Here is a 19768-nt window from a genome sequence, read left to right on the forward strand (position 1 = left end):
CGTCTCGACGGCGGACAGGTCGCCATTCGGCTTCAATTCGAGAACGCTGATATCCTGGCTGTCGGCATTGCCGACATAGACGAAGGTGGCCGCGCTGGCTGATGACATCAGCGCTCCCCAGGTGAGGACGACCACCATCGACACATGTACGCACCATGAGACATTGGGCATCGTTCCCCCGGAGCTTGATGTGGCATCGGGAGGATGATGATCCTGCGACATCACCTGCGCAAGCTGCACTGCGGCAAGATCAGAATGCGCCGGCCACCGTGAGGCGCAGCGCCAGTGGTTCAACCGGATGCAGAATGCGATCCATGATGCCGGTCTGACACACGGCGGCAGGCGCTGTCGGCGCACCACCGCCCGCAGAAAAACACGCCGCGAACAGCGAGTCGGTCTTCAGCAGCGAGCCATAGGCATAGGTGATCTGGTCCGACCTGCTGTCGAGGATGTTGAATGCATCGAGCTGAACGCGCCAGCCGTTGTCGAAACGATAGCCGATCTGGCCATTGAGCAGGCCCGTGGCCGGCGAGATGAAGGCGGCATCTTCCGTGAGCGGGCGCGGGCCGAAATAGCGATAGCGCAGCGCGCCGAACCAGCCCCTCGCTTCGCCGAGACGGATACCGGCCGAAGCGATCATGTTCGGCGCGCCGGGAATGAAATGGCCGGGAGCGTTGCCGATCTGCGAGGCCGGATAGCCGTCGAGCTCGGCATAGGCGGCGGCCTGATCGGCGTTGCTGCCACGGAAGCGCGCACGCGTCATGGCGAGATCCGCCTCCAGGCTGAGCCAGGATGTCGGCTTGTAGTCATTGGTCCATTCGAAGCCGACGCGACGGCTCGGCCGGCTGGCTTCGGTGTCGCCGGCATCGCCGACGAACAGGATTTCCGATGCTGATTCCAGCGTGAACAGGGCGATCGAGCTGGTGAGGCCGGGAACGAGTTTTGTGCGCAGGCCGACTTCGGCGCCGCGCGTCTTGACGAGGAACGGCGACGATTCCACCGGCGAACCATCGGAGGGCGACTCCCTGATGGTCACGCCGCGCGCGTCATTGCTGTGAAAACCTTCGCCGGCATTGATGAACAGCTCGGTCCTCGCAAACGGGCCGAAGACGAGGCCCGCTTTGGGGCTGCCGATGGTCGCATTGGCGGTGCCTGAATTGGCGGCGAGCAGAAGCGAATTGACCGTTGCGTTGTAATAGTCCCCTCGCCAGCCGACATGGCTGCGCAGCCAGTCGGTCCACCACGTGGTGTTCTGCACGAAGAAGCCGGCGCTGCCCTGCATCACGAGATCGCTGCGCGTGCCCGAGAGATATTGCCGTTGCACGGTGTTGCCGAGCGAGACGCTGATATTGTCGTAGCGGCTTTGCACGCCGACCTCGGTTTCGGTGCGAAAGCCGCCGACCGTGCCCCTGAAAGTATGCGACGCATTGATGCCGCCGAGCACGCGGTCGTCGTGCTGGTGAAACTGGTCGCCGTTGACGGGATCGCTCAGGAAAAACGTAAAATTGTTCCAGAGATTGAGCTTGCTCTTGATGGCGTAAAAATCGACCTTGGTGGCCCCGGTCGCGTCACTATCGCGATAGCGGCCGGAGATGGAGAAGCGCTCGGCATTGCCGCCATCGGTGGGATCGAGCGCGCCGTAGAGACCGATCTGCCCGGAAGTGATGGCGCGCAGCGGCACCTGATCGGTGGAATTCCAGCGATTGGCATAGGCCATGCCGGTCAGCGAGAAGCCGCTGTCCGGGGTGCCCTGGCTGTAACGCACCACGGCATTGAGCTTCTTAAGCTTGTCGGGATGATCCCAGGGGCCATTGTAGATATTTGTCTCAGCGGCAACGAGGAGATTGCCATCGCCGGCCTTGCCCGAGGTGACGCCAAAGGCGCGGTTGTAACCGAAGCTGCCAGAGGTGATCGACGCCATGGTCCGGGCGACGCTGTCGATCAGGCTGACATGGATGGCGCCGACCGAGGAGAAATCGCCTTCATCGGCGAAATACGGGCCCTTGCGGACATTGACCACACTGATCAGTTCCGGGATCAGGAAATTCATGTCGGCATAGCCCTGGCCGTGGCCATGGGTGCGCATGTTCACCGGCATGCCATCGACGGTGATGGCGAGGTCGGTGCCGTGATCGAGATTCACGCCGCGGAGAAAATACTGGTTGGCTTTGCCGTCGCCGGAATGCTGGGTGATGATCAGGCCCGGCGCGACTTCGAGCGCTTCGGCCGGACGCGAGAGTGGACGGGCATTCACCTCGGCGCCGCCGACGTTCTTCTCACTGGCAGCGCTGACGGGAAGCTGGGCGGTGTTGAAGCCGGGGCTGTTGCCGCCGGTGCCGCTCGTGACGGCGACCTGCGCTGCGGTTCGCGGCGCAAGGCGGCGATCGGTGATGGCGGATGCGCGTTGCCTTGCAGGGGCGGCGACACGCGGCTTCGGCGCATCGATTTCGACGGGCGTGAGCATGGTCGCCAGCTGCGCCTGCGAGGGCACTGACGCGGCCAGCATCGCGGACACCGAGACACCCACCGAAAAACAGAGAGAGCGATACATCAGTCGGGCGGCCGGTTATGCTGCGTTCAACCTGATCACACTGACATGGCGAGTATGACGAAGTCAAAGATTCATCATACTCTCGGGAGGACTTATGCAGCGCATCACGATCACGCTCGACGATGACCTGATGGAAGAGCTGGATGCGTTGATCGCCGTGCGCGGCTATCAGAACCGATCCGAGGCGATTCGCGACCTGACGCGTGCAGGTATGCAGCAGGCTGCAGAGGAGCAGGGCAAGTCCGGCGACTGTGTCGCGGCGCTGGTCTATGTCTATGACCACGCCCAGCGCGACCTGTCACGCCGGCTGGTGGACACCTATCACCACCACCACGACCTCTCGCTGGCGACACTGCATGTGCATCTCGACGACGACAACTGCATGGAGGTGACGGCGCTGCGCGGGCCGGGCAAGGACGTGCAGCATTTTGCCGATCACATCATTGCAGAGCGCGGGGTGAAGTATGGACGCGTGGTGATGATGCCGGCGGGGAAGAAGGCGGCTGGGAAGAAGGGGCACTCGCATAAGTGAGGGAGCGCCGCCGATGGTCTCCCTCCCCCAAGCGTAGCGCAGTGGGGAGGGGCCGCTGATAGGCGGGGGCTTGCCCCGGCGGAGCTCGCAGAGCGAAGCCGGGTGGGATCTCTCCCCGCGATAGAACAGAGTGTGGGGCAGCACCCCACCCGTCTCGACGGCTACGCCGTCGATCCACCCTCCCCACGGCGCGCGCATACGCGCGCTTGGGGGAGGGAGAAAGCTAGTCCCAATCCGGCGCAAATGCGGGCTTCACGAGGCGTTCGTCCTTCGGCAAGCCTGCGATCACCTTGCGGTCCTCGTCATCCAGCGTGACTTTCAGCGCATTGAGATTGGCCTGCTGGCTCTCCTTCCGCGACGCTTTCGGGATGGCGGCGACGCCGTCCTGATCGAGCAGCCATTTCAGCGCGACCTGCGCGGCGCTCACGCTATGCTTGGCGGCAATCTTCTTCATCGCGTCATTGTCGGCGAGACGGCCCTGGCCCAGCGGACAGTAAGCCACCAGCGGGATCGACTTCGAGCGCAGATAGGTCAGCAGCTTGGTCTGGTCGAGCAGCGCATGATATTCGACCTGGTTACAGGCGACCGGCGCACCGATTTCCTCCACCGCCTGCTTCATCAGCGCCACCGGGAAATTGGCAACGCCGAGCGCGCGGATGCGGCCTTCGTCCTTGAACTTCAGCAGCGTCTCGAAGATCGCCGGCAGGTTCATGCCCTTCGAGGGCCAATGCACCAGATAGAGATCGATGACATCGAGGCCGAGCTTGGTCTGGCTGGCATCGAAGGCGCGCTTGATGGCGTCGGGCGCCAGATTCTCGTGCCAGACTTTTGTCGTGACATGCAGATCGCTGCGCGGCAGGCCGGCGGCCTTGATGCCGGCACCGACTTCCGCCTCATTGCCATACATCTCGGCGGTGTCGATATGGCGATAGCCGAGTTTCAGCGCAGTCTCCACGCCGGCAATGCAGGCATCGCCCGTGAGCTTGAACGTGCCGAGGCCGAGCTGAGGCACCTCGATGCCCTGCGTTTCCAGAACTTTCATGCAATCTCCTGAATCTCTTGATGGGGCGTGACCTGATCCGAAAGGATCATACCCCGAGGCGGCCCGCCACAGGACGGTGGCCGCGCGATGTGATACGTTGCCCGCCGCAAAACAGGAACTCACATCCCGGGGAGATGTTCAAGGTGGAGAAAGCGCTTCGCGCATGGCTGGACTCGCACGGCCTGCTCGCCATCACGCTTGCTGTCGGCGGCATCATCGTCACGCTGGCCGTGGCTCTCGTGCTCGGCGGATTCTGGCTGGCAAGGCCGTAGGATGGGTTGAGCGCAGGCGCAATACCCATCACGGTCGCGCGCAAGCGGTGATGGGTTTCGCTACGCTCTACCCATCCTACGACTCCGCGCTCAATATCCCCTCACCCGATCGACCGTATCCCTCGGCCGCAGCCCCGCCTGGACCGCCTCGGCCGTCGCGCGGATTGTGCCGCCGACCGCGGCCATGGTGACGTCGCAGGCATCGTGTGGCGTCAGCAGGATTTTCGGATGGGTCCAGAACGGGCTGTCGGTCGGCAGCGGTTCGATGGGAAACACGTCGATCGACGCACCCGACAATTGACCGCTGTCGAGCGCTGCAAAGATATCGTGCTCGACCATGTGAGCGCCGCGGCCGACATGGATCAGATAGGCGCCCCGCCGCAGCTTCGCGAACAGCGAGGCATTGAGGATGCCGCGGGTCTCGGATGTCAGCGGCAACAGATTGATCAGCACCTCGGTATCATCAAGCATCCTGTCGAGACCGTCGGTGCCGTGAAAGCCGGCCACACCGGCCGACGTCATCTTCGGCGTCCGGCTCCAGACCTTGACCGGAAAACCGAGCATCGACAGATCCGACGCCACGCGCGCACCGATGGCGCCATAACCGAGAATACCGACCGGCACCTCGCGCGCGGCACGCTGCGGCAGACGCTGCCAGACCTTGTCGCGCTGCTGCTGCAGATACGTGCCCATCCGGCGCTGATGATAGATCGCGTGCCAGATCACGAAGCCCGACATCATCTCGGCCTGGGCCGGCTCGATCACGCGCACGATGTCGATGCTGTCGCGCATGCTCGGACAATGCAGCAGGCTATCGGCGCCCGCTGCAATCGAGCAGGCCGCCTTGATGTTCGGATAATGCGTAAACGCATCCGGTTCAGGATGCCAGCCCACTGCCATCTCGACATCGGCCGCATCGCTGCCGTCGAGATGATCGACGAAGCTCACGATGCCATCGAGCCGCGCAATCTCAGGCGCGAGATAGTCCCGCAGGTCCAGGGTGGTGCTGAGGAGGACGCAGCGCGTAGTCTTGTTCGGCATCGAGGGTCAGGCGGCCTGTGATGGCGAGCTCTGGCCGGGGACGGCGCTCAGAAGCTCGCGGGTATAGGAATGTTCGGGCGATGCGAAGAGCTGGGCCGTCGGCTTCAACTCGACGATCTCGCCACGCTGCATCACCGCGATGCGATCGCAGATCTGCGCGGCGACGCGCAAGTCGTGGGTGATGAACAGCATCGACAGCCCCAGGCGGGCCTTGAGATCTTCCAGCAGCTTCAGCACCTGCGCCTGCACCGACACGTCGAGCGCCGACACCGCCTCATCCGCGACGATGATTTCCGGGTCCATGGCAAGCGCGCGGGCGATGCCGAGACGCTGGCGCTGGCCGCCGGAGAATTCGTGCGGATAGCGATCGAGCGAGCCGGCATCGAGACCGACCATGCCGAGCAATTCGCGCGCACGCTCCATCGCCTTCTTCGGATCGGCACCGTGGGAGATCGGACCATCGGTGATGATCTGGCCGACCTTGCGGCGCGGATTGAGCGAGGCGAACGGATCCTGAAAAATCATCTGGATGCGATGGCGCTGGTCGCGCAGCGCCTTGCCCTTGAGGGCGGTGAGATCGACATCGCCGATACGGACGGTGCCGCGATCGGCCTCGATCAGGCGCATCACGAGGCGCGCAACGGAGGACTTGCCCGAACCGGACTCGCCAACAAGGCCGACGGTCTCGCCCTTGAGAATCGAGAAGGTCACCTCATTGGCGGCCTGCACCCGGCGATCCGGCTTGAACCAGCCAGTCGGCGTCACATAGGTCTTGTCGAGACCGATGACGTCGACAGCCTTGTTGGTCTCGTCGAGCGGCGCGCGCGCGGGCGGGTCCATCGACGGCACCGCGGCAAGCAGCGCCTTGGTGTAATCGTGCTGCGGATTCCTGAACACCGCATCGATGGAGCCTTCCTCGACGATCTTGCCGTGACGGAGCACGACGACGCGATCGGCGATATCCGCCACCACGCCGAAATCGTGGGTGATGAACATCACCGCCATGTTGCGGCTGCGCTGCAGGTTGCGGATCAGCTTTAGAATTTGCGCCTGCGTCGTCACGTCCAGAGCTGTCGTGGGCTCGTCGGCCACCAGCACCGAAGGCTCCAGCGCGAGCGCCATTGCGATCATGGCACGCTGGCGCTGGCCACCGGAGAGCTGATGCGGATAAGCGCGGATGATGCGCTCGGGATCGGGTAGACCCACTTCCTTCGCCAGATTGAGCGCCTTGGCGCGGCGCTCCTTCGGCGTCAGCAGACCATGGGCCTCGAACATCTCCATCATCTGGTCGCCGATGCGCATTAGGGGATTGAGCGCGGTCATCGGCTCCTGGAACACCATGGCGATGTCACGGCCGCGCACTTCGCGCCAGCCGTCTTCGGTCAGCTTGAGAAGGTTCTTGCCGCCGAAGGCGATTTCGCCGGCTTCGGTCTTCACCGTATCCGGCAGCAGCCCCATCAGCGCGTGGGCGCACATGGACTTGCCGGACCCGGATTCACCGACGAGACAGACGATCTCGCCGGGGATGAGGTCGATGGACACATCCTCGACCGCATAGGAGCGTTCGCCGCTCTTGGGCAGTGCGATCTTGAGGTTCTTGATGGCAATGGCGGGCGCTTTGGACATCAGCGGCTATCCTTTGCCAGGCGCGGATTGAGTGCGTCGTTGAGGCCTTCGCCGATCAGGTTCATGGCGAGCACCGAGAGCAGGATGGCAATGCCGGGGAATACGGTGATCCACCAGGCCTGGCGGATGACGGTGCGGCCGGCGCCGACCATGTAGCCCCAGGACATCAGATTGGGATCGCCGAGACCGAGGAAGGAAAGCGAGGATTCCAGCAGGATCGCATTGGCGACCATCAGCGATGCGAGCACGATGATGGGCGAGATCGTGTTCGGCAGGATCTCGCGCCAGATGATCCAGCTGTTGCTCTGGCCGGTGACGACCGCGGCCTGCACATATTCGCGGGTGCGCAACGACAGCACCTCACCGCGGACGAGGCGCGCGACGGGAGGCCATGACACGATGGCGATGGCGCCGACGATGGAATAGATCGACGGCTGCAGGATCGCCACCAGCACGATGGCCAGCGCGAAGCTCGGGATGGTCTGGAAGAATTCGGTGCCGCGCATCATCGCGTCATCGACCTTGCCGCCGAAATAGCCGGCAATGGCGCCAACCGGCACGCCGATGGTCAGCGCCACCGTGGTGGAGACGAGGCCGACCAGCAGCGATACGCGCGCGCCATAGATCAGGCCCGCGAACACGTCGCGGCCGAGCGCATCGGTGCCGAGGGTCACCATCGGATTGGTGAAGGGCGGCAGGAACGGCCGCTGCACCATGCGCCATGGCGAGGTCGGGAACATCATCGGGCCGAACACGGCGATGACGATGGCGACGGTCAGGAGGATCAGACCGATGACGCCGCCGGGATTGCGCAGCATCAATTTCCAGAACTTCTTCATTTGGCAAACTCGATGCGCGGATCGACTAGGCGATAGACGAGATCGGTGACGAGATTGAAGATCAGCACCATGGCCGAGCAGACGGTGAAGACGCCGAGCAGAAGGTTGTAGTCGCGTTGCAGCAGCGCCTCATAGAGCAGACGGCCGATGCCGGGCCATGCGAACACCGTCTCGGTGAGCACGGCGCCGCCGACCAGCGTGCCCGAATGCACGCCTGCCAGCGTCACCACCGGCAGCAGCGCATTGCGCAGCACGTGGCGGCGCTGGATGATGTTGTTGCGCAGACCCTTGGCGCGCGCGGTCTTGACGAAATCGAGCCGCTTCACCTCGAGCATCGAGGCGCGGGTCATGCGGGTATAGGTCGCCATGAAGAACAGGCCGATGGTCATCGCCGGCATGATCAGATGCAACGCGACGTCCTTCACATGGGCCCAGCCGGTGTAATTGGCGCCCACGGTCTCGTAGCCGAAACTGGGCAGCCAGCCGAGATAGACGGAGAACAGCAGGATCGACATCAGCGCGACCCAGAAGATCGGCGTCGCGTAGAACAACAATGCCGAGACAGTGATGGCGGTGTCCGCCCACGTCCCCGCAAATCTTGCGGCCAGCGTGCCGAAGGTGATGCCCAATATCAGCGAGATGGCGAAGGCCGTCAGCGTCAGCAGCAGCGTCGCCGGCAGGCGCTCGGCGATCAGTGTGGACACCGGCATCTGCTGGCGAAACGAGTAGCCGAGGTCGAGCTGCACGACGCCCTTCACATAGGTGAAGAGCTGCTCGGGCAGCGGTCGGTCGAGCGAGAACTTTTCACGGAGCTGCTGGACGAACATCGGGTCGGACGCGCCGGCCTCGCCGGCCATCACCGATGCCGGATCGCCCGGCGCGAGGCGGATCAGGAAGAAGTTCATCACGACGATCGCGAGCAAGACGAACACGCCCTTCACGATCCTCTGGGAAACGAATGACAGCATCGGCGATCCACCGCAGTCCGGTCAGAGAGCAAAAGAAAACCCGTGACGATCATGGCGATCGTCACGGGCACTGGGCAGTTCTACTTACTTGTCGATCCAAGCATCACGGAAGCCGTCATTGACGCCGATGCCGGTGGTGATGAGGTTCTTCACCTTGCAGTTCATGATGGTAGGGAACTGCAGTTCGAGCAGCCAGGCCACCGGAACGTCTTCGACGAGAATCTTCTGGACCTTGTCGTAGAGCTCCTTGCGCTTCGAATCCGGCGTCGCGACGGCGCCTTCGGCGAACAGCTTGTCGACCTCGGGGTTCGAATAGCCTTCAAGATTGTTGAAGAGCTGACCCTTCACGATCTGGCTGGAGATGTAGTTACGGGCGACGCCGAGCGCCGGATCACCATACTGATAGAGATAGGTGAAGGAGATATCGAAGTCCCACTCGCTGTTGCGCTGGTTCGAGCCCGGCACGTCGGTCGCGATGGTTTCGATGTTCATGCCGACATCGACGAGGTTCTGCTTCACAGCTTCGCCCCAGCGCTGCCAGGTCTCGCCATAGGGCAGCGGCATGATGCGGATCTTCTCGCCCTTGTAACCGGCTTCCTTCAGGAGGGCCTTGGCCTTGGCCGGGTCATAGGGATATTTCGGCACGTCATCGGTGTAGAACTTGATGGTCGAGGCCGACGGGCCGGTCGCCACCTTGCCGAGGCCGTTCCAGATCACGTCCTTGGCGAATTCGCGATCCACCGCATACATGATGGCCTGACGGACCTTCTTGTTGGCGAGGATCGGATTGCGGTTGTTCAGCCACATCCAGGCGAGCGGCGAGAAGAATTCCCAGCCTTCGCCGGTCACGCACGTGTTCGGCAGCTTGCTGACGCGTGGCACGTCGAAATTCTCGATCGAGCCACCGGGCAGCACATCGACCTTGCCGGTCTCATAAGCCACCGAGCGCGCGGCGGCGTCCGGGATGACCTGCCAGTAGATGCCGTCGATATAGGGCTTGCCCTGGACGTGATAGTTCGGGTTCTTCACCAGCTGGATGAATGAGCCCTTCTTCCACTCCTTCAGCATGAAGGGACCGGTGCCGATCGGCGTGTTGTTCGCCGGATTGGTCTTGATGTCGGTGCCTTCATAGATGTGCTTCGGGATCATCGGCATCGAGCCGACTTCGAAGATGCCGATGAACGGGCCGAAAGGCTGCTTCAGCGTGAAGACGACGGTATGGTCGTCGGGCGCCTCGACCTTGTCGAGCTGGACGAGATTGCCGCGCGCACGGGCGTGGGTGACTTTCAGCGTCTCAATGGAGAACAGCACGTCGGCCGAGGTGAACGGCTTGCCGTCGTGCCAGGTGACGCCCTGCTTGAGCTTGAAGGTGTAGGTCTTGGAGTCCGGGCTGATGGTCCAGCTCTCGGCCAGACCGGGCTGCGGCTCCAGCTTCTTGTTGTAGCGCAGCAGGCCTTCATAGATGTTGCCCGACACCATCTGGGTCGGACCGTTCTGCACCAGCGCCAGCATCAGGCCAGGCGGTTCGGGCTGGATCACGGCATTGATGGTGCCGCCGAGTTTCGGCTCCTGCGCCAGAGCAAATGTGCTCGTGAAGACGAGCGGGCTAACGCTGCCGAGCGCGAGAGCCAGTACCAGTTTCTTCAACATATCTTCCCCCTGGTGCCCAGCGGCACGTACCTTAGATTCGTTGACGATGTTCGGTGCTAATCGGATCAGTTCTTGTAATCGGCGTCCGTCCTGTCGAGCATGCGCTTGAACGCATCCCACTCGCTGTCCGGCTTGCCGCCGCCTTCTCCATGCACTTTCTCGTAACCGCGGTCATACTGACCAGCCGTGTGCGAGGCAATGGCATGCGAGGGGCGAATGACTTCAGCGCCGGCTGCAAGGATCGCGAGCTGCGCGCGGCAGGAACGCTCCATGTTGAACATCAGCTTGAAAGCCTCGCCGACCGAGCGACCGCAGGTGAGCAGGCCGTGATTGCGCAGGATCAACACCATCTTGTCGCCGAGATCGGCAACCAGGCGCTCACGCTCGGACAGATCCAGCGCGATGCCTTCGAAGTCATGATAGGCGATACGATCGGTGAACTGCATCGACCACTGGTTCAGCGGCATCAGGCCTTCCTTGAGGCATGACACTGCGACGCCGGCCACCGTATGCGTATGCAGCACGCAATTGGCGTCGTGGCGCACCGCATGAACAGCGCTGTGGATAGTGAAGCCGGCCGGATTGATGCCGAGGCCGAGAGGATCATCAACAACTTTACCGTCGGTATCGACGGTGACGAGATTCGACGCCGTCACTTCCTCGAAGCGCATGCCATAGGGATTGATGAGGAAGCGATCCTTGGTGCCGGGCACGCGAACGGAGATATGCGTGTAGATGCTGTCATCGAGGCCGTGGCGATGAATCAGGCGATAGGCAGCGGCGAGATCGACACGGACCTGCTTGGCAGCATCGAGGGTCGGCGTCAGATTGGCATGCATATTCACAGGCGTACTTCCCGTCTTTTTAAGATGCCGAAAGCAAACACAAACGCATGGCAGGCGGCAAGATTAAACTGTCGACAATCGACGCTTAATTCTTGTACACGGCATGAAACGGGCCTTTTCCCCCATGCGTTTGATGTCCCCACCAGTTGGCCTTGCTGCCCTCGCCGATACCGATCTCGTCGGTCAGGTGGCGCGCGTCCTGACGCAGGCCGTGGTTAACGGCCAGCTCGCGCCGGGCGCAAAGGTCGTCGAAGCCGGCATCGCCCGCGAGCTCGGTATCAGCCGTGCGCCGGTACGTGAAGCCGCGCGGCTGCTCGAGCAGCAGGGGCTTCTCGTCTCGCATCCGCGCCGCGGCTTCTTCGTCCGCAAGCTGGAAGCAGGCGATATCGACGAAATCTACGATCTGCGCATCTGCGTGGAATGTCACGCCGCCGTGCTCGCGGCAAAAAACCTCACCCCTGCCAATCGCGATGCGCTGCGTCGCCAGATAGAGGTCCTGCATGAGACCGCCGATCTGGAGGACCATGCGAGGCAAGTGGAAGAGGACTATAAATTCCATCGCATGATCGTCGAGATGGCCGGCAACAAGCGCTTGTTGAAGGTGTTCGATGACCTGTCGTCGGAGATGCGCATGGTGATCGGCCTGATCGGGCGCCTCTATGACGACCCGCACCGCATCGCGCAGACCCACGACGTTCTGCTCGACGTGCTCGACCAGGGCCACGCCGACGTCATCACCGCAAGGTTCGACTACCACATCGCGTCGGCCTGGCGCGAAGTCGGCAAGCTGGTCCGCGACATCCCTGCATCAACGAACGGAGCCGCAACGTGAAGGCAGTTACTTCCGACAAGCACAGCGCCCACGATCCGCAATTCTACCTGGTGCGCGGCCAGATCCGCAAAACCACCGAGCAGCCCGAGCGCGCGGTGCGCCTGCTCAAGGGCCTCAATGACGGCAAGCACACGCTGGTGGCGCCGACCGAATTCGGCCAGGGCCCGCGGGCCCGCGTGCATTCGCCGGAATATCTGCGCTTCCTCGAAACCGCGTGGGAAGAATGGATTAAGCTGCCGGACTACGGCACCGAGATGATCCCGAACATTCATCCGAACCGCGTACCGGGCAGCTATCCCACCCACATCGTCGGCAAGCTCGGCTGGCACACGGTCGATACGTCGGCGCCGATCGGTCCGGGCACCTGGGCCGGCGCCTGCGCGGCGACCGACATCGCCGTCACCGCCGCGCAGATGGTGATGGATGGCGAGGACGCGGTTTACGCCCTGTGCCGCCCGCCCGGCCATCACGCCTACCGCGATCTCGCCGGCGGCTTCTGCTTCATGAACAACTCGGCCATCGCCGCCGAGCATCTGCGCACCAAGCATGAGCGCGTCGCCATCCTCGACGTCGACGTGCATCACGGCAACGGCACCCAGGGCATCTTCTATTCGCGCCCGGACGTGCTGACCGTCTCGATCCATGCCGACCCGACCGGCTACTACCCGTTTGTCTGGGGCTATGCGGATGAGAAGGGCGAAGGCAATGGCCTCGGCACCAATCTCAATATCCCGCTCGCCATCGGCACCGGCGACGACGGCTTTATCGATGCGCTCGCTGTCGCCGAGAAGACCATCAAGTCGTTTGCGCCGACCGCGCTTGTGCTGGCGCTTGGTCTCGATGCCTCCGAGCACGATCCGCTCGCAGCGCTGAAGGTTACCACGCCGGGGTTCAACCGTATCGGCGCGGCCGTTGCACGCTTCGGCCTGCCCACCGTCATCGTTCAGGAAGGCGGATATCTGTCCGACATTCTGGGCGCCAATCTCACCTCCACGCTCGCTGGCTTTGAATCAGCGCGCTAACAACAGAAAAGTAAGGACAAACTCGAATGGCTACCAATGCAGAAATCTTCGCGCGCCGCGAAGCCGCGGTGCCACGCGGCATCGGCCACTCCACCCCGATCTCGGCGCAGCGTGCGCTGAACGCCGAAGTCTGGGACGTCGAAGGCAAGCGCTACGTCGATTTCGCCGGCGGCATCGCGGTGCTCAACACCGGCCACTGCCATCCGCAAGTCATGGCTGCCGTGAAGGCGCAGATGGAAAACTTCACGCACACCTGCTTCCAGGTGCTGCTGTATGAATCCTATGTCACCCTCGCCGAGCGTCTCAACAAGCTGGTCCCGATCGACGGCGACACCAAGACCGCCTTCTTCACCACCGGCGCCGAAGCCACCGAAAACGCCATCAAGATGGCCCGTGCGGCGACCGGCCGCGCCGGCGTGATCGCCTTCACCGGCGGCTTCCATGGCCGCACCCACATGACCATGACCATGACGGGCAAGGTGTTCCCCTACAAGAAGGGCTTTGGCGCTTCGATGCCGGAAGTCTGGCACGTGCCCTTCCCGGCCGCGCAGCTCGACGTGACCGTTGAAGAGTCGCTGAAGTATCTCAACTTCCTGTTCAAGGCCGATATCGATCCGGCCCGCGTTGCCGCGATCATCATCGAGCCCGTGCAGGGCGAAGGCGGCTTCCACCAGGCGCCGCCGGAGCTGATGCGCGCGCTGCGCAAGATCTGCGACGAGAACGGCATCGTCCTCATCGCCGACGAAGTGCAGACCGGTTACGGCCGCACCGGCAAGATGTTCGCCATGGAACATTACGACGTGAAGCCTGACCTCATCACCGTGGCCAAGAGCCTGGCCGGCGGCTTCCCGCTGTCGGGCGTGATCGGCAAGGCCAAGATCATGGACGCCGCCGATCCGGGCGGCCTTGGCGGCACCTATGCCGGCAACCCGCTGGCGATTGCGGCTGCTATGGCCGTGCTCGACGTGTTCGAGAAGGAGAAGCTGGTCGACCGCGCCAACCATATCGGCGAGCGCATCACCACGCGCCTGAAGAAGATGCAGCAGCGCAACGACCTCGTGCCGATCGCCTCGATCCGCAATGTCGGCGCCATGATTGCCTTCGACATCGTCAAGGAACGCGGCACCGACACGCCGGACGCCGATGCGACCAAGAAGGTGACGCAGAAGGCCGTCGAGGAAGGCCTCGTGCTGCTGTCCTGCGGCGTCAACTTCAACACCATCCGCGTGCTCGTTCCGCTCACCGCCCAGGACGAGATCCTGGACGAAGGCATGGAAAAGCTCGAACGCGCGCTGACGGCCTAAATCTCTCCACCGTCACTGCGAGGAGAAAGCTCCTCGCAGTGACGACAACTTCTACAAACGTACAAGGACATTCCCATGGCTCTCGATCCCGCCCTGCGCGACAAGATCATCGCCGCCGTCGACAAGGGTTTTGACGCCCAGGTCAAGTTCACCCAGGACATGGTTCGTCACCAGTCCACCCGCGGCAACGAACACACCATGCAGGACTTCATGTTCCGCGCCATGAAAGAGCGCGGCTACAGCATGGAGCGCTTCAACATGGATCCGGAAGCGCTGAAGCGTCATCCCGGCGCCGGCGCCTGGGACGAGCTGCATTCGCAGGCCCCGATCGTGGTCGGCACCCATCGCCCGCGCAACGAGACCGGCCGTTCGCTCATCATGCAGGGTCACGTCGACGTGGTGCCGGAAGGCCCGCTCGATATGTGGAGCACCCCGCCCTACGATCCCGTCATCCAGGGCGACTGGATGCAGGGCCGCGGCGCCGGCGACATGAAGGCAGGCTGCGCCTCCAACATCTTCGCGCTCGACGCGCTGAAGAGCCTCGACCTGCAGCCGGCCGCAACCGTATACCTGCAGTCGGTGGTGGAAGAAGAGTCCACTGGCGACGGCGCCCTGATGACGCATCTGCGCGGCTACAAGGCCGATGCCGTCGTCGTCTCCGAGCCGTCGCATGAGACCATCACCCGCGCCAATATCGGCGTTGTCTGGTTCCAGGTGGAAGTGCGCGGCGTGCCGGTTCATGTGCAGCGCATGGGCACCGGCGCCAATGCCATCGACGGCGCCTATCGCGTGGTCGGCGAGCTGCGCAAGCTGGAAGCCGAGTGGAACGCCACCAAGGGCGAGCACGAGCACTTCAAGCACATCGAGAAGCCGGTCAACCTGAACATCGGCAAGATCGCCGGTGGCGACTGGGCCTCGTCGGTCCCGGCCTGGTGCAAGATCGACTTCCGCATCTCGCTGCTGCCTGGCAAGACCGCCGAAGCCGCCAAGAAGGAAATCGTCGACCGCGTCGCCGCCTTCTCGCGCCAGGACCCGTTCCTGTCGAACATCCCGCCAACCGTGACCTTCAACGGCTTCCAGGCCGAAGGTTACGAGCTGAAGCCCGGTTCGGATGCCGAGAACACGCTCGCTGCCGCGCATGAAATCGTGTTCGGCCAGAAGCCGAAGCCGGAGACGTCGCTGGCCTATCTCGACAGCCGCGTCTACGCGCTGTTCGACAAGATCCCGACGCTCAACTACGGCTGCATCTCGCGCGGCGTCTATGGCTTCGACGAAGGCGTCAACCTGCCCTCGCTGAAGAAGACCACGACGGCACTGGCGCTGTTCATTGCCGAATGGTGCGGCGTGGAAGAGATCAAGGGCTGATCCCACTTCTGATACAGACAACGCAAAACGGCGGCGCATTGCGCCGCCGTTTTCATTTGCAAAGGCGAAGCTGGCTTATCTCTGCCAGTTACAAATCCCGCCTGTCCGGCACGGCCATGTCTGGATACGCGTATCAGCCGCATTCGCGTCGAGCGGATTGCTGCGCGGACGCGCGACGCGGCTGCGCGCAGGCGGCTGCGGGCGCGTTGCGACGTTGCGGGGCAGCTTGGCTACGGGCATCACCTTCTCCGCGACCGGCTTGTCCGCCGCCGCATCGATCGCGTTCTTGGCATCGGAGCGGGCCTCGATCGGATAGGCTTCGAACTGCGCACCGGGCCCCAGCGGCTTCGGCGACAGCAGTGCCTGCCGCAGATCGAGCGTGAGGAATTCTCCCGCTTTGTAAGTCTGCGCGACCGGTCCGGCCTGCGCGACCACAGATCCCGCCAGCAACGCAATGCCGACTGCGGGTGAGGTGAAGTATCTGAACGTCATCTACGCCTCCTGAGGCCACGTTCCCGGCTTCTGGAAATGACAATGTCTCCAATCTATGGACGAATAACCGGGAATCCAGCCCGGTCGTTCCCGGTAAATCGCTGCGGGACAGGGCTTTCTGCCGATAAGCCTAACCGTCCCGGCCGCAACCGCCGATTGATCCAAAGCAATGCGGCGGGCCCCCATCGGACCGACCCTGCATGCAGCATCGTCAGCAGCAGGAGATCGCGATGACACAAGTACAGCCCTATCCCGTGGTCAGCTATCTGATCGACCAGTTCGGCGCATGGCTCACGCAGCGTCGTCAGCTCCACGAACTGAGCCAGCTCGACCACGGCGAATTCACCCGGATGGCGCATGAACTTGGGCTCGCCCCTGGCGATCTCCAGGCGCTGGTCCGCCGCGGCGTCGATGGCGCAGAAGAGCTTCCGCAGATGTTGCGGGCGCTCGGTTTCGATGAGACCACGATCAACACGATTGCGCCGCCGCAAATCATGGAGATGCGCCATGCCTGCGCCGGATGCGCCCACAAGCACGCCTGCCACCAGGATCTTGCTGCGAAGACCGCAGCTGCGAACTACGAGGACTACTGCGCCAATGCGAACGAAATCACCCTGATGCGTGCAAAGCGGGATCGCGGAGAAAATTATTCTGCGACCTTGGCGGAATTGCTCGAAAAGCCGGCCTAGTAAGCCTAATCGGTTAGGTTAAGATTTGAACTAAGTTGCAGCAAACACGGCATAATATACCGTCGATCCCGTGTCGTGCAGCGTGGATGCGGAAGTCGCTTTCCCTTCCCCGGATTTTAATGTTCGGCACGGGACCGCCGTTTTTACCTGCGTCGGCGGTCCCACCCCTTCGGTGTTTTCAAACAAGAATTCAAACGCTGTTTGCGGTGTTCGCTTCCGCGACGCACTGCACATGCCGGCAGCGGTCGCGCAGTCGTCTGTTGCCTGATCAGAGTGCACATCGACAACGTCCTCATCGCGTTGCAACAGAAGCTCTACTCACAAAGCAAAAGGACAACGCTGCCTCATTGCACGATCACGCGTGATCTTTCTTGACTCGCTCTCGCGGCGCTTGGCAGTCTGCTCTCCATACAAAAAGCATCCGGCAATGACCGAGATGTATTCTAGGGAGAGATACCATGAACTCATTTCTGAGGCCGCTTGCGGCTGCCAGTGTGATTGTTGCTGGCGCCCTCGCTTCCACCGCGCCCGTTTCGGCGCAACAGCCGATCAAGATCGGCCTTCCCACATCGATCCAGTTGCAGGTCGGCCGTGACACCCAGAATGCGGCGAAGATGGCGATCGAGGAAATCAACGCCAAAGGCGGACTGCTCGGCCGCAAGCTGGAAATCGTCGTCGCCGACGAGACCGAGAATCCCGAACAGGGCATCGCTGCGATCAAGAAGCTGACCGCCGACGAGAAGGTCGACGTGCTGATCGGCGGCTACACATCCGGCGTGACGCTGGCGCAGTTGCCGCACATCTCCAACGCCAAGACGATCTATCTCGGTGTCGGCGCCGCCTCCCCGGCCATCACTGCCAAGGTGAAGACGGACTATGAGAACTACAAATACATCTTCCGCGTCTCGCCGATCCACGCCGGCCACCAGGCCCGCGCGCTGGTCGACTTCATCAATGGCAAGCTCAAGGGTGAGATGGGCCTGAAGAAGGTCGCCATTGTCGGCGAGAATGCCAAATGGGTGCAGGACCTCGTTCCGATCCTGAAGAAGGGCGCCGTCGAAGGCGGCACCGAAGTGCCGATGTCGGAATTCTTCGACACCTCGACCTCGGACTTCTCGCCGCTGTTCGCCAAGGTGAAGAATTCCGGCGCGCAATATCTGATCGTGATCCTGTCGCATGCCTCGTCGGATATCTTCGTCAAGCAGTGGCATGACGCGCAGGTGCCGATCCCGATCGGCGGCATCGACGTCAAGAGCCAGGACGCCGACTTCTTCACCCGCGTCAGCGGCAAGGCCCTCGCCGAGACCGTCGGCCTGTTTGCCACTCGCGCCGAACTGACGCCGAAGACGATTCCGTTCTGGGACGAATTCGTGAAGCGCTTCGGCACCGCTCCGGTCTATACCGGCGTGGGCACCTATGATGCGGTTCATGTCTATGCCGAGGCAGTGAAGCGCGCCAATTCAGTGGAGCCGGCCGCCGTCATCAAGGAGCTGGAGAAGACCGACTATGTCGGTATCGCCGGCAAGATCCAGTTCGACGAAGTGCATGACGTGAAGCAGGGACCGGGCCTGCAGAACCTGCTGTTCGCCCAGTGGCAGAAAGACGGCGCCCGCGTCGTGGTGTGGCCGAAGGACTCCGCCAAGGGACCGATGATCGCGCCGCCGTGGATGAGCAACTGAGGTCAGTGCCTCATACACCGACTGTCATCCCCGCGCATGCGGGGATCCAGTAAGCACCGCCGCTTCGGATCGAACCGCGGCACCTCGGTTTACTGGATCACCCGCTTTCGCGGGTGATGACAAGCGGCAAAGCTTCACCGTCCAGCCCACACCTGCGGAATGTCATGCTTCAGATCCTGATCTACGGTGCCGTGTCGAGCGCCATCTATGCCATGCTGGCCGTCGGCTTCACGCTGATCTTCGGTGTCGCCCGTATCCTCAATCTCGCTCACGGCGCGTTCTATGCGCTCGGCGCTTATTCAGCCTATGTCTTCACGTCGCTGCTCGGTTTTCCGCTGCTGATCGCAGCGCCACTTGCGGTGTTGCTGGTGGCGGGCTTCGGCGTGTTGATGGAACGTTTCCTGGTGCGCCCGCTGCGCTCGTCGCAGCTTGCGGTGCTGATGATCACGCTTGCCGTGTCGCTTGCTGTCGAACAGGCGCTGTTCATCACCTTCGGCTCCGAATATCGCAACGTCCCCTCTTTCGTGGCCGACAAGCTGACCATCGGCGGTGTCGATATCGGCGGCCAGCGGCTGCTGGCGCTGGTGATGGGCGTGCTCGTGCTGCTGCTGCTGTGGCTGTTCATCCAGCGCACCCGGCTGGGCGCCGCGATCCTCGCGGTGTCGCAGGATCCGGAGGCCGCGCAATATATGGGCATCCCCACCAATCGCATCTTCTCCATCGTGATGGCGATCTCGGCCGGTACCGCAGCACTTGCGGGCATCCTGGTGTCGCCCTTCCTCACCGTGCAGCCGACCATGGGCCTGCTGCCGATGGTGAAAGCCTTTGCAATCGTCATCGTCGGCGGGCTCGGCTCGATCCCTGGCAGCATCATCGCGTCGCTGATCCTCGGCTATTCCGAAACCATCGTCGCCTATTTGATCTCCACGTCATGGACGGAGCTGGTGTCGCTGGTGGCGGTCGTGGTCACGCTGATGATCCGGCCGGCAGGCATCCTCGGGCGACGGGCGGCATTCTGA

General features: G+C 62.7%; 18 protein-coding genes. 9 read left to right on the forward strand and 9 right to left on the reverse strand.

Annotated features, from left to right (window positions below; translation table 11 throughout):
* Positions 1–250: 250 nt before the first annotated feature.
* A complete protein-coding gene (locus tag ACIQ17_RS02640) occupies positions 251–2506 on the reverse strand; it encodes a TonB-dependent receptor (RefSeq protein ID WP_398465088.1) in 2256 nt (751 codons plus the stop codon).
* Between the two features lie 139 nt (positions 2507–2645).
* Between ACIQ17_RS02640 and nikR the strand changes: the two genes are divergently transcribed.
* A complete protein-coding gene (nikR, locus tag ACIQ17_RS02645) occupies positions 2646–3083 on the forward strand; it encodes a nickel-responsive transcriptional regulator NikR (RefSeq protein WP_398465090.1) in 438 nt (145 codons plus the stop codon).
* 223 nt (positions 3084–3306) lie between these two features.
* Here the strand turns inward: nikR and ACIQ17_RS02650 are convergent, their stop codons facing one another.
* On the reverse strand, positions 3307–4125 hold the full coding sequence (locus tag ACIQ17_RS02650; protein WP_398465092.1) for an aldo/keto reductase: 819 nt from the start codon (positions 4123–4125) through the stop codon (positions 3307–3309).
* A 143-nt stretch (positions 4126–4268) separates the two neighbouring features.
* On the opposite strand from ACIQ17_RS02650, the gene ACIQ17_RS02655 reads away from it, so the two are divergent.
* Entirely contained in the window at positions 4269–4397 is a 129-nt protein-coding gene (locus ACIQ17_RS02655) for a hypothetical protein (RefSeq protein ID WP_398465094.1), read from the forward strand.
* Between the two features lie 90 nt (positions 4398–4487).
* On the opposite strand, the gene ACIQ17_RS02660 is transcribed toward ACIQ17_RS02655, so the two are convergent.
* The 6 genes from ACIQ17_RS02660 to ACIQ17_RS02685 form a co-directional block, all read right to left on the reverse strand.
* Positions 4488–5438, reverse strand: coding sequence for a 2-hydroxyacid dehydrogenase (locus ACIQ17_RS02660; protein ID WP_398465096.1), 951 nt, complete (start codon positions 5436–5438; stop codon positions 4488–4490).
* Between the two features lie 6 nt (positions 5439–5444).
* Positions 5445–7064: an ABC transporter ATP-binding protein gene (locus ACIQ17_RS02665; RefSeq protein ID WP_398465098.1), complete on the reverse strand. Its 1620-nt coding sequence runs from the start codon at positions 7062–7064 to the stop codon at positions 5445–5447.
* Positions 7064–7903: an ABC transporter permease gene (locus tag ACIQ17_RS02670; RefSeq protein WP_398465100.1), complete on the reverse strand. Its 840-nt coding sequence runs from the start codon at positions 7901–7903 to the stop codon at positions 7064–7066. Before ACIQ17_RS02670 ends, ACIQ17_RS02665 begins: the two co-directional genes overlap by 1 nt.
* On the reverse strand, positions 7900–8871 hold the full coding sequence (locus ACIQ17_RS02675; RefSeq protein ID WP_398465103.1) for an ABC transporter permease: 972 nt from the start codon (positions 8869–8871) through the stop codon (positions 7900–7902). The genes ACIQ17_RS02670 and ACIQ17_RS02675 overlap by 4 nt, the downstream gene beginning before the upstream one ends.
* Before the next feature lie 84 nt (positions 8872–8955).
* Positions 8956–10521: an ABC transporter substrate-binding protein gene (locus ACIQ17_RS02680; RefSeq protein ID WP_398465105.1), complete on the reverse strand. Its 1566-nt coding sequence runs from the start codon at positions 10519–10521 to the stop codon at positions 8956–8958.
* A gap of 65 nt (positions 10522–10586) precedes the next feature.
* Positions 10587–11360 carry a class II aldolase/adducin family protein gene (locus tag ACIQ17_RS02685; RefSeq protein ID WP_398465201.1) on the reverse strand — a complete coding sequence of 258 codons (774 nt, stop codon included), beginning with the start codon at positions 11358–11360 and terminating at the stop codon, positions 10587–10589.
* Positions 11361–11499: 139 nt separating this feature from the next.
* Between ACIQ17_RS02685 and ACIQ17_RS02690 the strand changes: the two genes are divergently transcribed.
* The 4 genes from ACIQ17_RS02690 (at position 11500) to ACIQ17_RS02705 (ending at position 15889) form a co-directional block, all read left to right on the forward strand.
* Positions 11500–12198, forward strand: a complete 699-nt coding sequence (locus tag ACIQ17_RS02690; protein ID WP_398465107.1) for a GntR family transcriptional regulator — start codon at positions 11500–11502, stop codon at positions 12196–12198.
* Positions 12195–13220, forward strand: coding sequence for a histone deacetylase family protein (locus tag ACIQ17_RS02695; protein ID WP_398465109.1), 1026 nt, complete (start codon positions 12195–12197; stop codon positions 13218–13220). Before ACIQ17_RS02690 ends, ACIQ17_RS02695 begins: the two co-directional genes overlap by 4 nt.
* Before the next feature lie 26 nt (positions 13221–13246).
* The gene (gene gabT, locus ACIQ17_RS02700) at positions 13247–14524 is read left to right on the forward strand and encodes a 4-aminobutyrate--2-oxoglutarate transaminase (protein ID WP_398465111.1); all 1278 of its coding nucleotides are present in this window, start codon (positions 13247–13249) and stop codon (positions 14522–14524) included.
* Positions 14525–14599: 75 nt separating this feature from the next.
* Positions 14600–15889: an ArgE/DapE family deacylase gene (locus ACIQ17_RS02705; RefSeq protein WP_398465113.1), complete on the forward strand. Its 1290-nt coding sequence runs from the start codon at positions 14600–14602 to the stop codon at positions 15887–15889.
* A gap of 75 nt (positions 15890–15964) precedes the next feature.
* Here ACIQ17_RS02705 and ACIQ17_RS02710 read toward each other — a convergent pair whose 3' ends face one another.
* Positions 15965–16381: a hypothetical protein gene (locus ACIQ17_RS02710; protein WP_398465115.1), complete on the reverse strand. Its 417-nt coding sequence runs from the start codon at positions 16379–16381 to the stop codon at positions 15965–15967.
* A gap of 230 nt (positions 16382–16611) precedes the next feature.
* Here ACIQ17_RS02710 and ACIQ17_RS02715 point away from each other — a divergent pair, with 230 nt between their 5' ends.
* From ACIQ17_RS02715 to ACIQ17_RS02725, 3 genes are all read left to right on the forward strand, one after another.
* On the forward strand, positions 16612–17070 hold the full coding sequence (locus ACIQ17_RS02715) for a DUF6455 family protein (protein ID WP_398465117.1): 459 nt from the start codon (positions 16612–16614) through the stop codon (positions 17068–17070).
* Between the two features lie 458 nt (positions 17071–17528).
* Positions 17529–18749: an ABC transporter substrate-binding protein gene (locus ACIQ17_RS02720; protein WP_398465119.1), complete on the forward strand. Its 1221-nt coding sequence runs from the start codon at positions 17529–17531 to the stop codon at positions 18747–18749.
* A gap of 164 nt (positions 18750–18913) precedes the next feature.
* Positions 18914–19768, forward strand: coding sequence for a branched-chain amino acid ABC transporter permease (locus tag ACIQ17_RS02725; protein ID WP_398465121.1), 855 nt, complete (start codon positions 18914–18916; stop codon positions 19766–19768).

The sequence above is a fragment of the Tardiphaga sp. genome, assembly GCF_044340795.1.
In the GTDB taxonomy this organism is placed as follows: Bacteria; Pseudomonadota; Alphaproteobacteria; order Rhizobiales; family Xanthobacteraceae; genus Tardiphaga.

Bases quoted from the DNA above. Each gene is read 5' to 3' on its own strand.
- ACIQ17_RS02640 (WP_398465088.1), bottom strand. From the start codon at position 2,506: ATGCTGGCCGCGTCAGTGCCCTCGCAGGCGCAGCTGGCGACCATGCTC.
- nikR (WP_398465090.1), top strand. From the start codon at position 2,646: ATGCAGCGCATCACGATCACGCTCGACGATGACCTGATGGAAGAGCTG.
- ACIQ17_RS02650 (WP_398465092.1), bottom strand. From the start codon at position 4,125: ATGAAAGTTCTGGAAACGCAGGGCATCGAGGTGCCTCAGCTCGGCCTC.
- ACIQ17_RS02660 (WP_398465096.1), bottom strand. From the start codon at position 5,438: ATGCCGAACAAGACTACGCGCTGCGTCCTCCTCAGCACCACCCTGGAC.
- ACIQ17_RS02665 (WP_398465098.1), bottom strand. From the start codon at position 7,064: ATGTCCAAAGCGCCCGCCATTGCCATCAAGAACCTCAAGATCGCACTG.
- ACIQ17_RS02670 (WP_398465100.1), bottom strand. From the start codon at position 7,903: ATGAAGAAGTTCTGGAAATTGATGCTGCGCAATCCCGGCGGCGTCATC.
- ACIQ17_RS02675 (WP_398465103.1), bottom strand. From the start codon at position 8,871: ATGCTGTCATTCGTTTCCCAGAGGATCGTGAAGGGCGTGTTCGTCTTG.
- ACIQ17_RS02680 (WP_398465105.1), bottom strand. From the start codon at position 10,521: ATGTTGAAGAAACTGGTACTGGCTCTCGCGCTCGGCAGCGTTAGCCCG.
- ACIQ17_RS02685 (WP_398465201.1), bottom strand. From the start codon at position 11,360: ATGCATGCCAATCTGACGCCGACCCTCGATGCTGCCAAGCAGGTCCGT.
- ACIQ17_RS02690 (WP_398465107.1), top strand. From the start codon at position 11,500: ATGTCCCCACCAGTTGGCCTTGCTGCCCTCGCCGATACCGATCTCGTC.
- gabT (WP_398465111.1), top strand. From the start codon at position 13,247: ATGGCTACCAATGCAGAAATCTTCGCGCGCCGCGAAGCCGCGGTGCCA.
- ACIQ17_RS02705 (WP_398465113.1), top strand. From the start codon at position 14,600: ATGGCTCTCGATCCCGCCCTGCGCGACAAGATCATCGCCGCCGTCGAC.
- ACIQ17_RS02710 (WP_398465115.1), bottom strand. From the start codon at position 16,381: ATGACGTTCAGATACTTCACCTCACCCGCAGTCGGCATTGCGTTGCTG.
- ACIQ17_RS02715 (WP_398465117.1), top strand. From the start codon at position 16,612: ATGACACAAGTACAGCCCTATCCCGTGGTCAGCTATCTGATCGACCAG.
- ACIQ17_RS02720 (WP_398465119.1), top strand. From the start codon at position 17,529: ATGAACTCATTTCTGAGGCCGCTTGCGGCTGCCAGTGTGATTGTTGCT.
- ACIQ17_RS02725 (WP_398465121.1), top strand. From the start codon at position 18,914: ATGCTTCAGATCCTGATCTACGGTGCCGTGTCGAGCGCCATCTATGCC.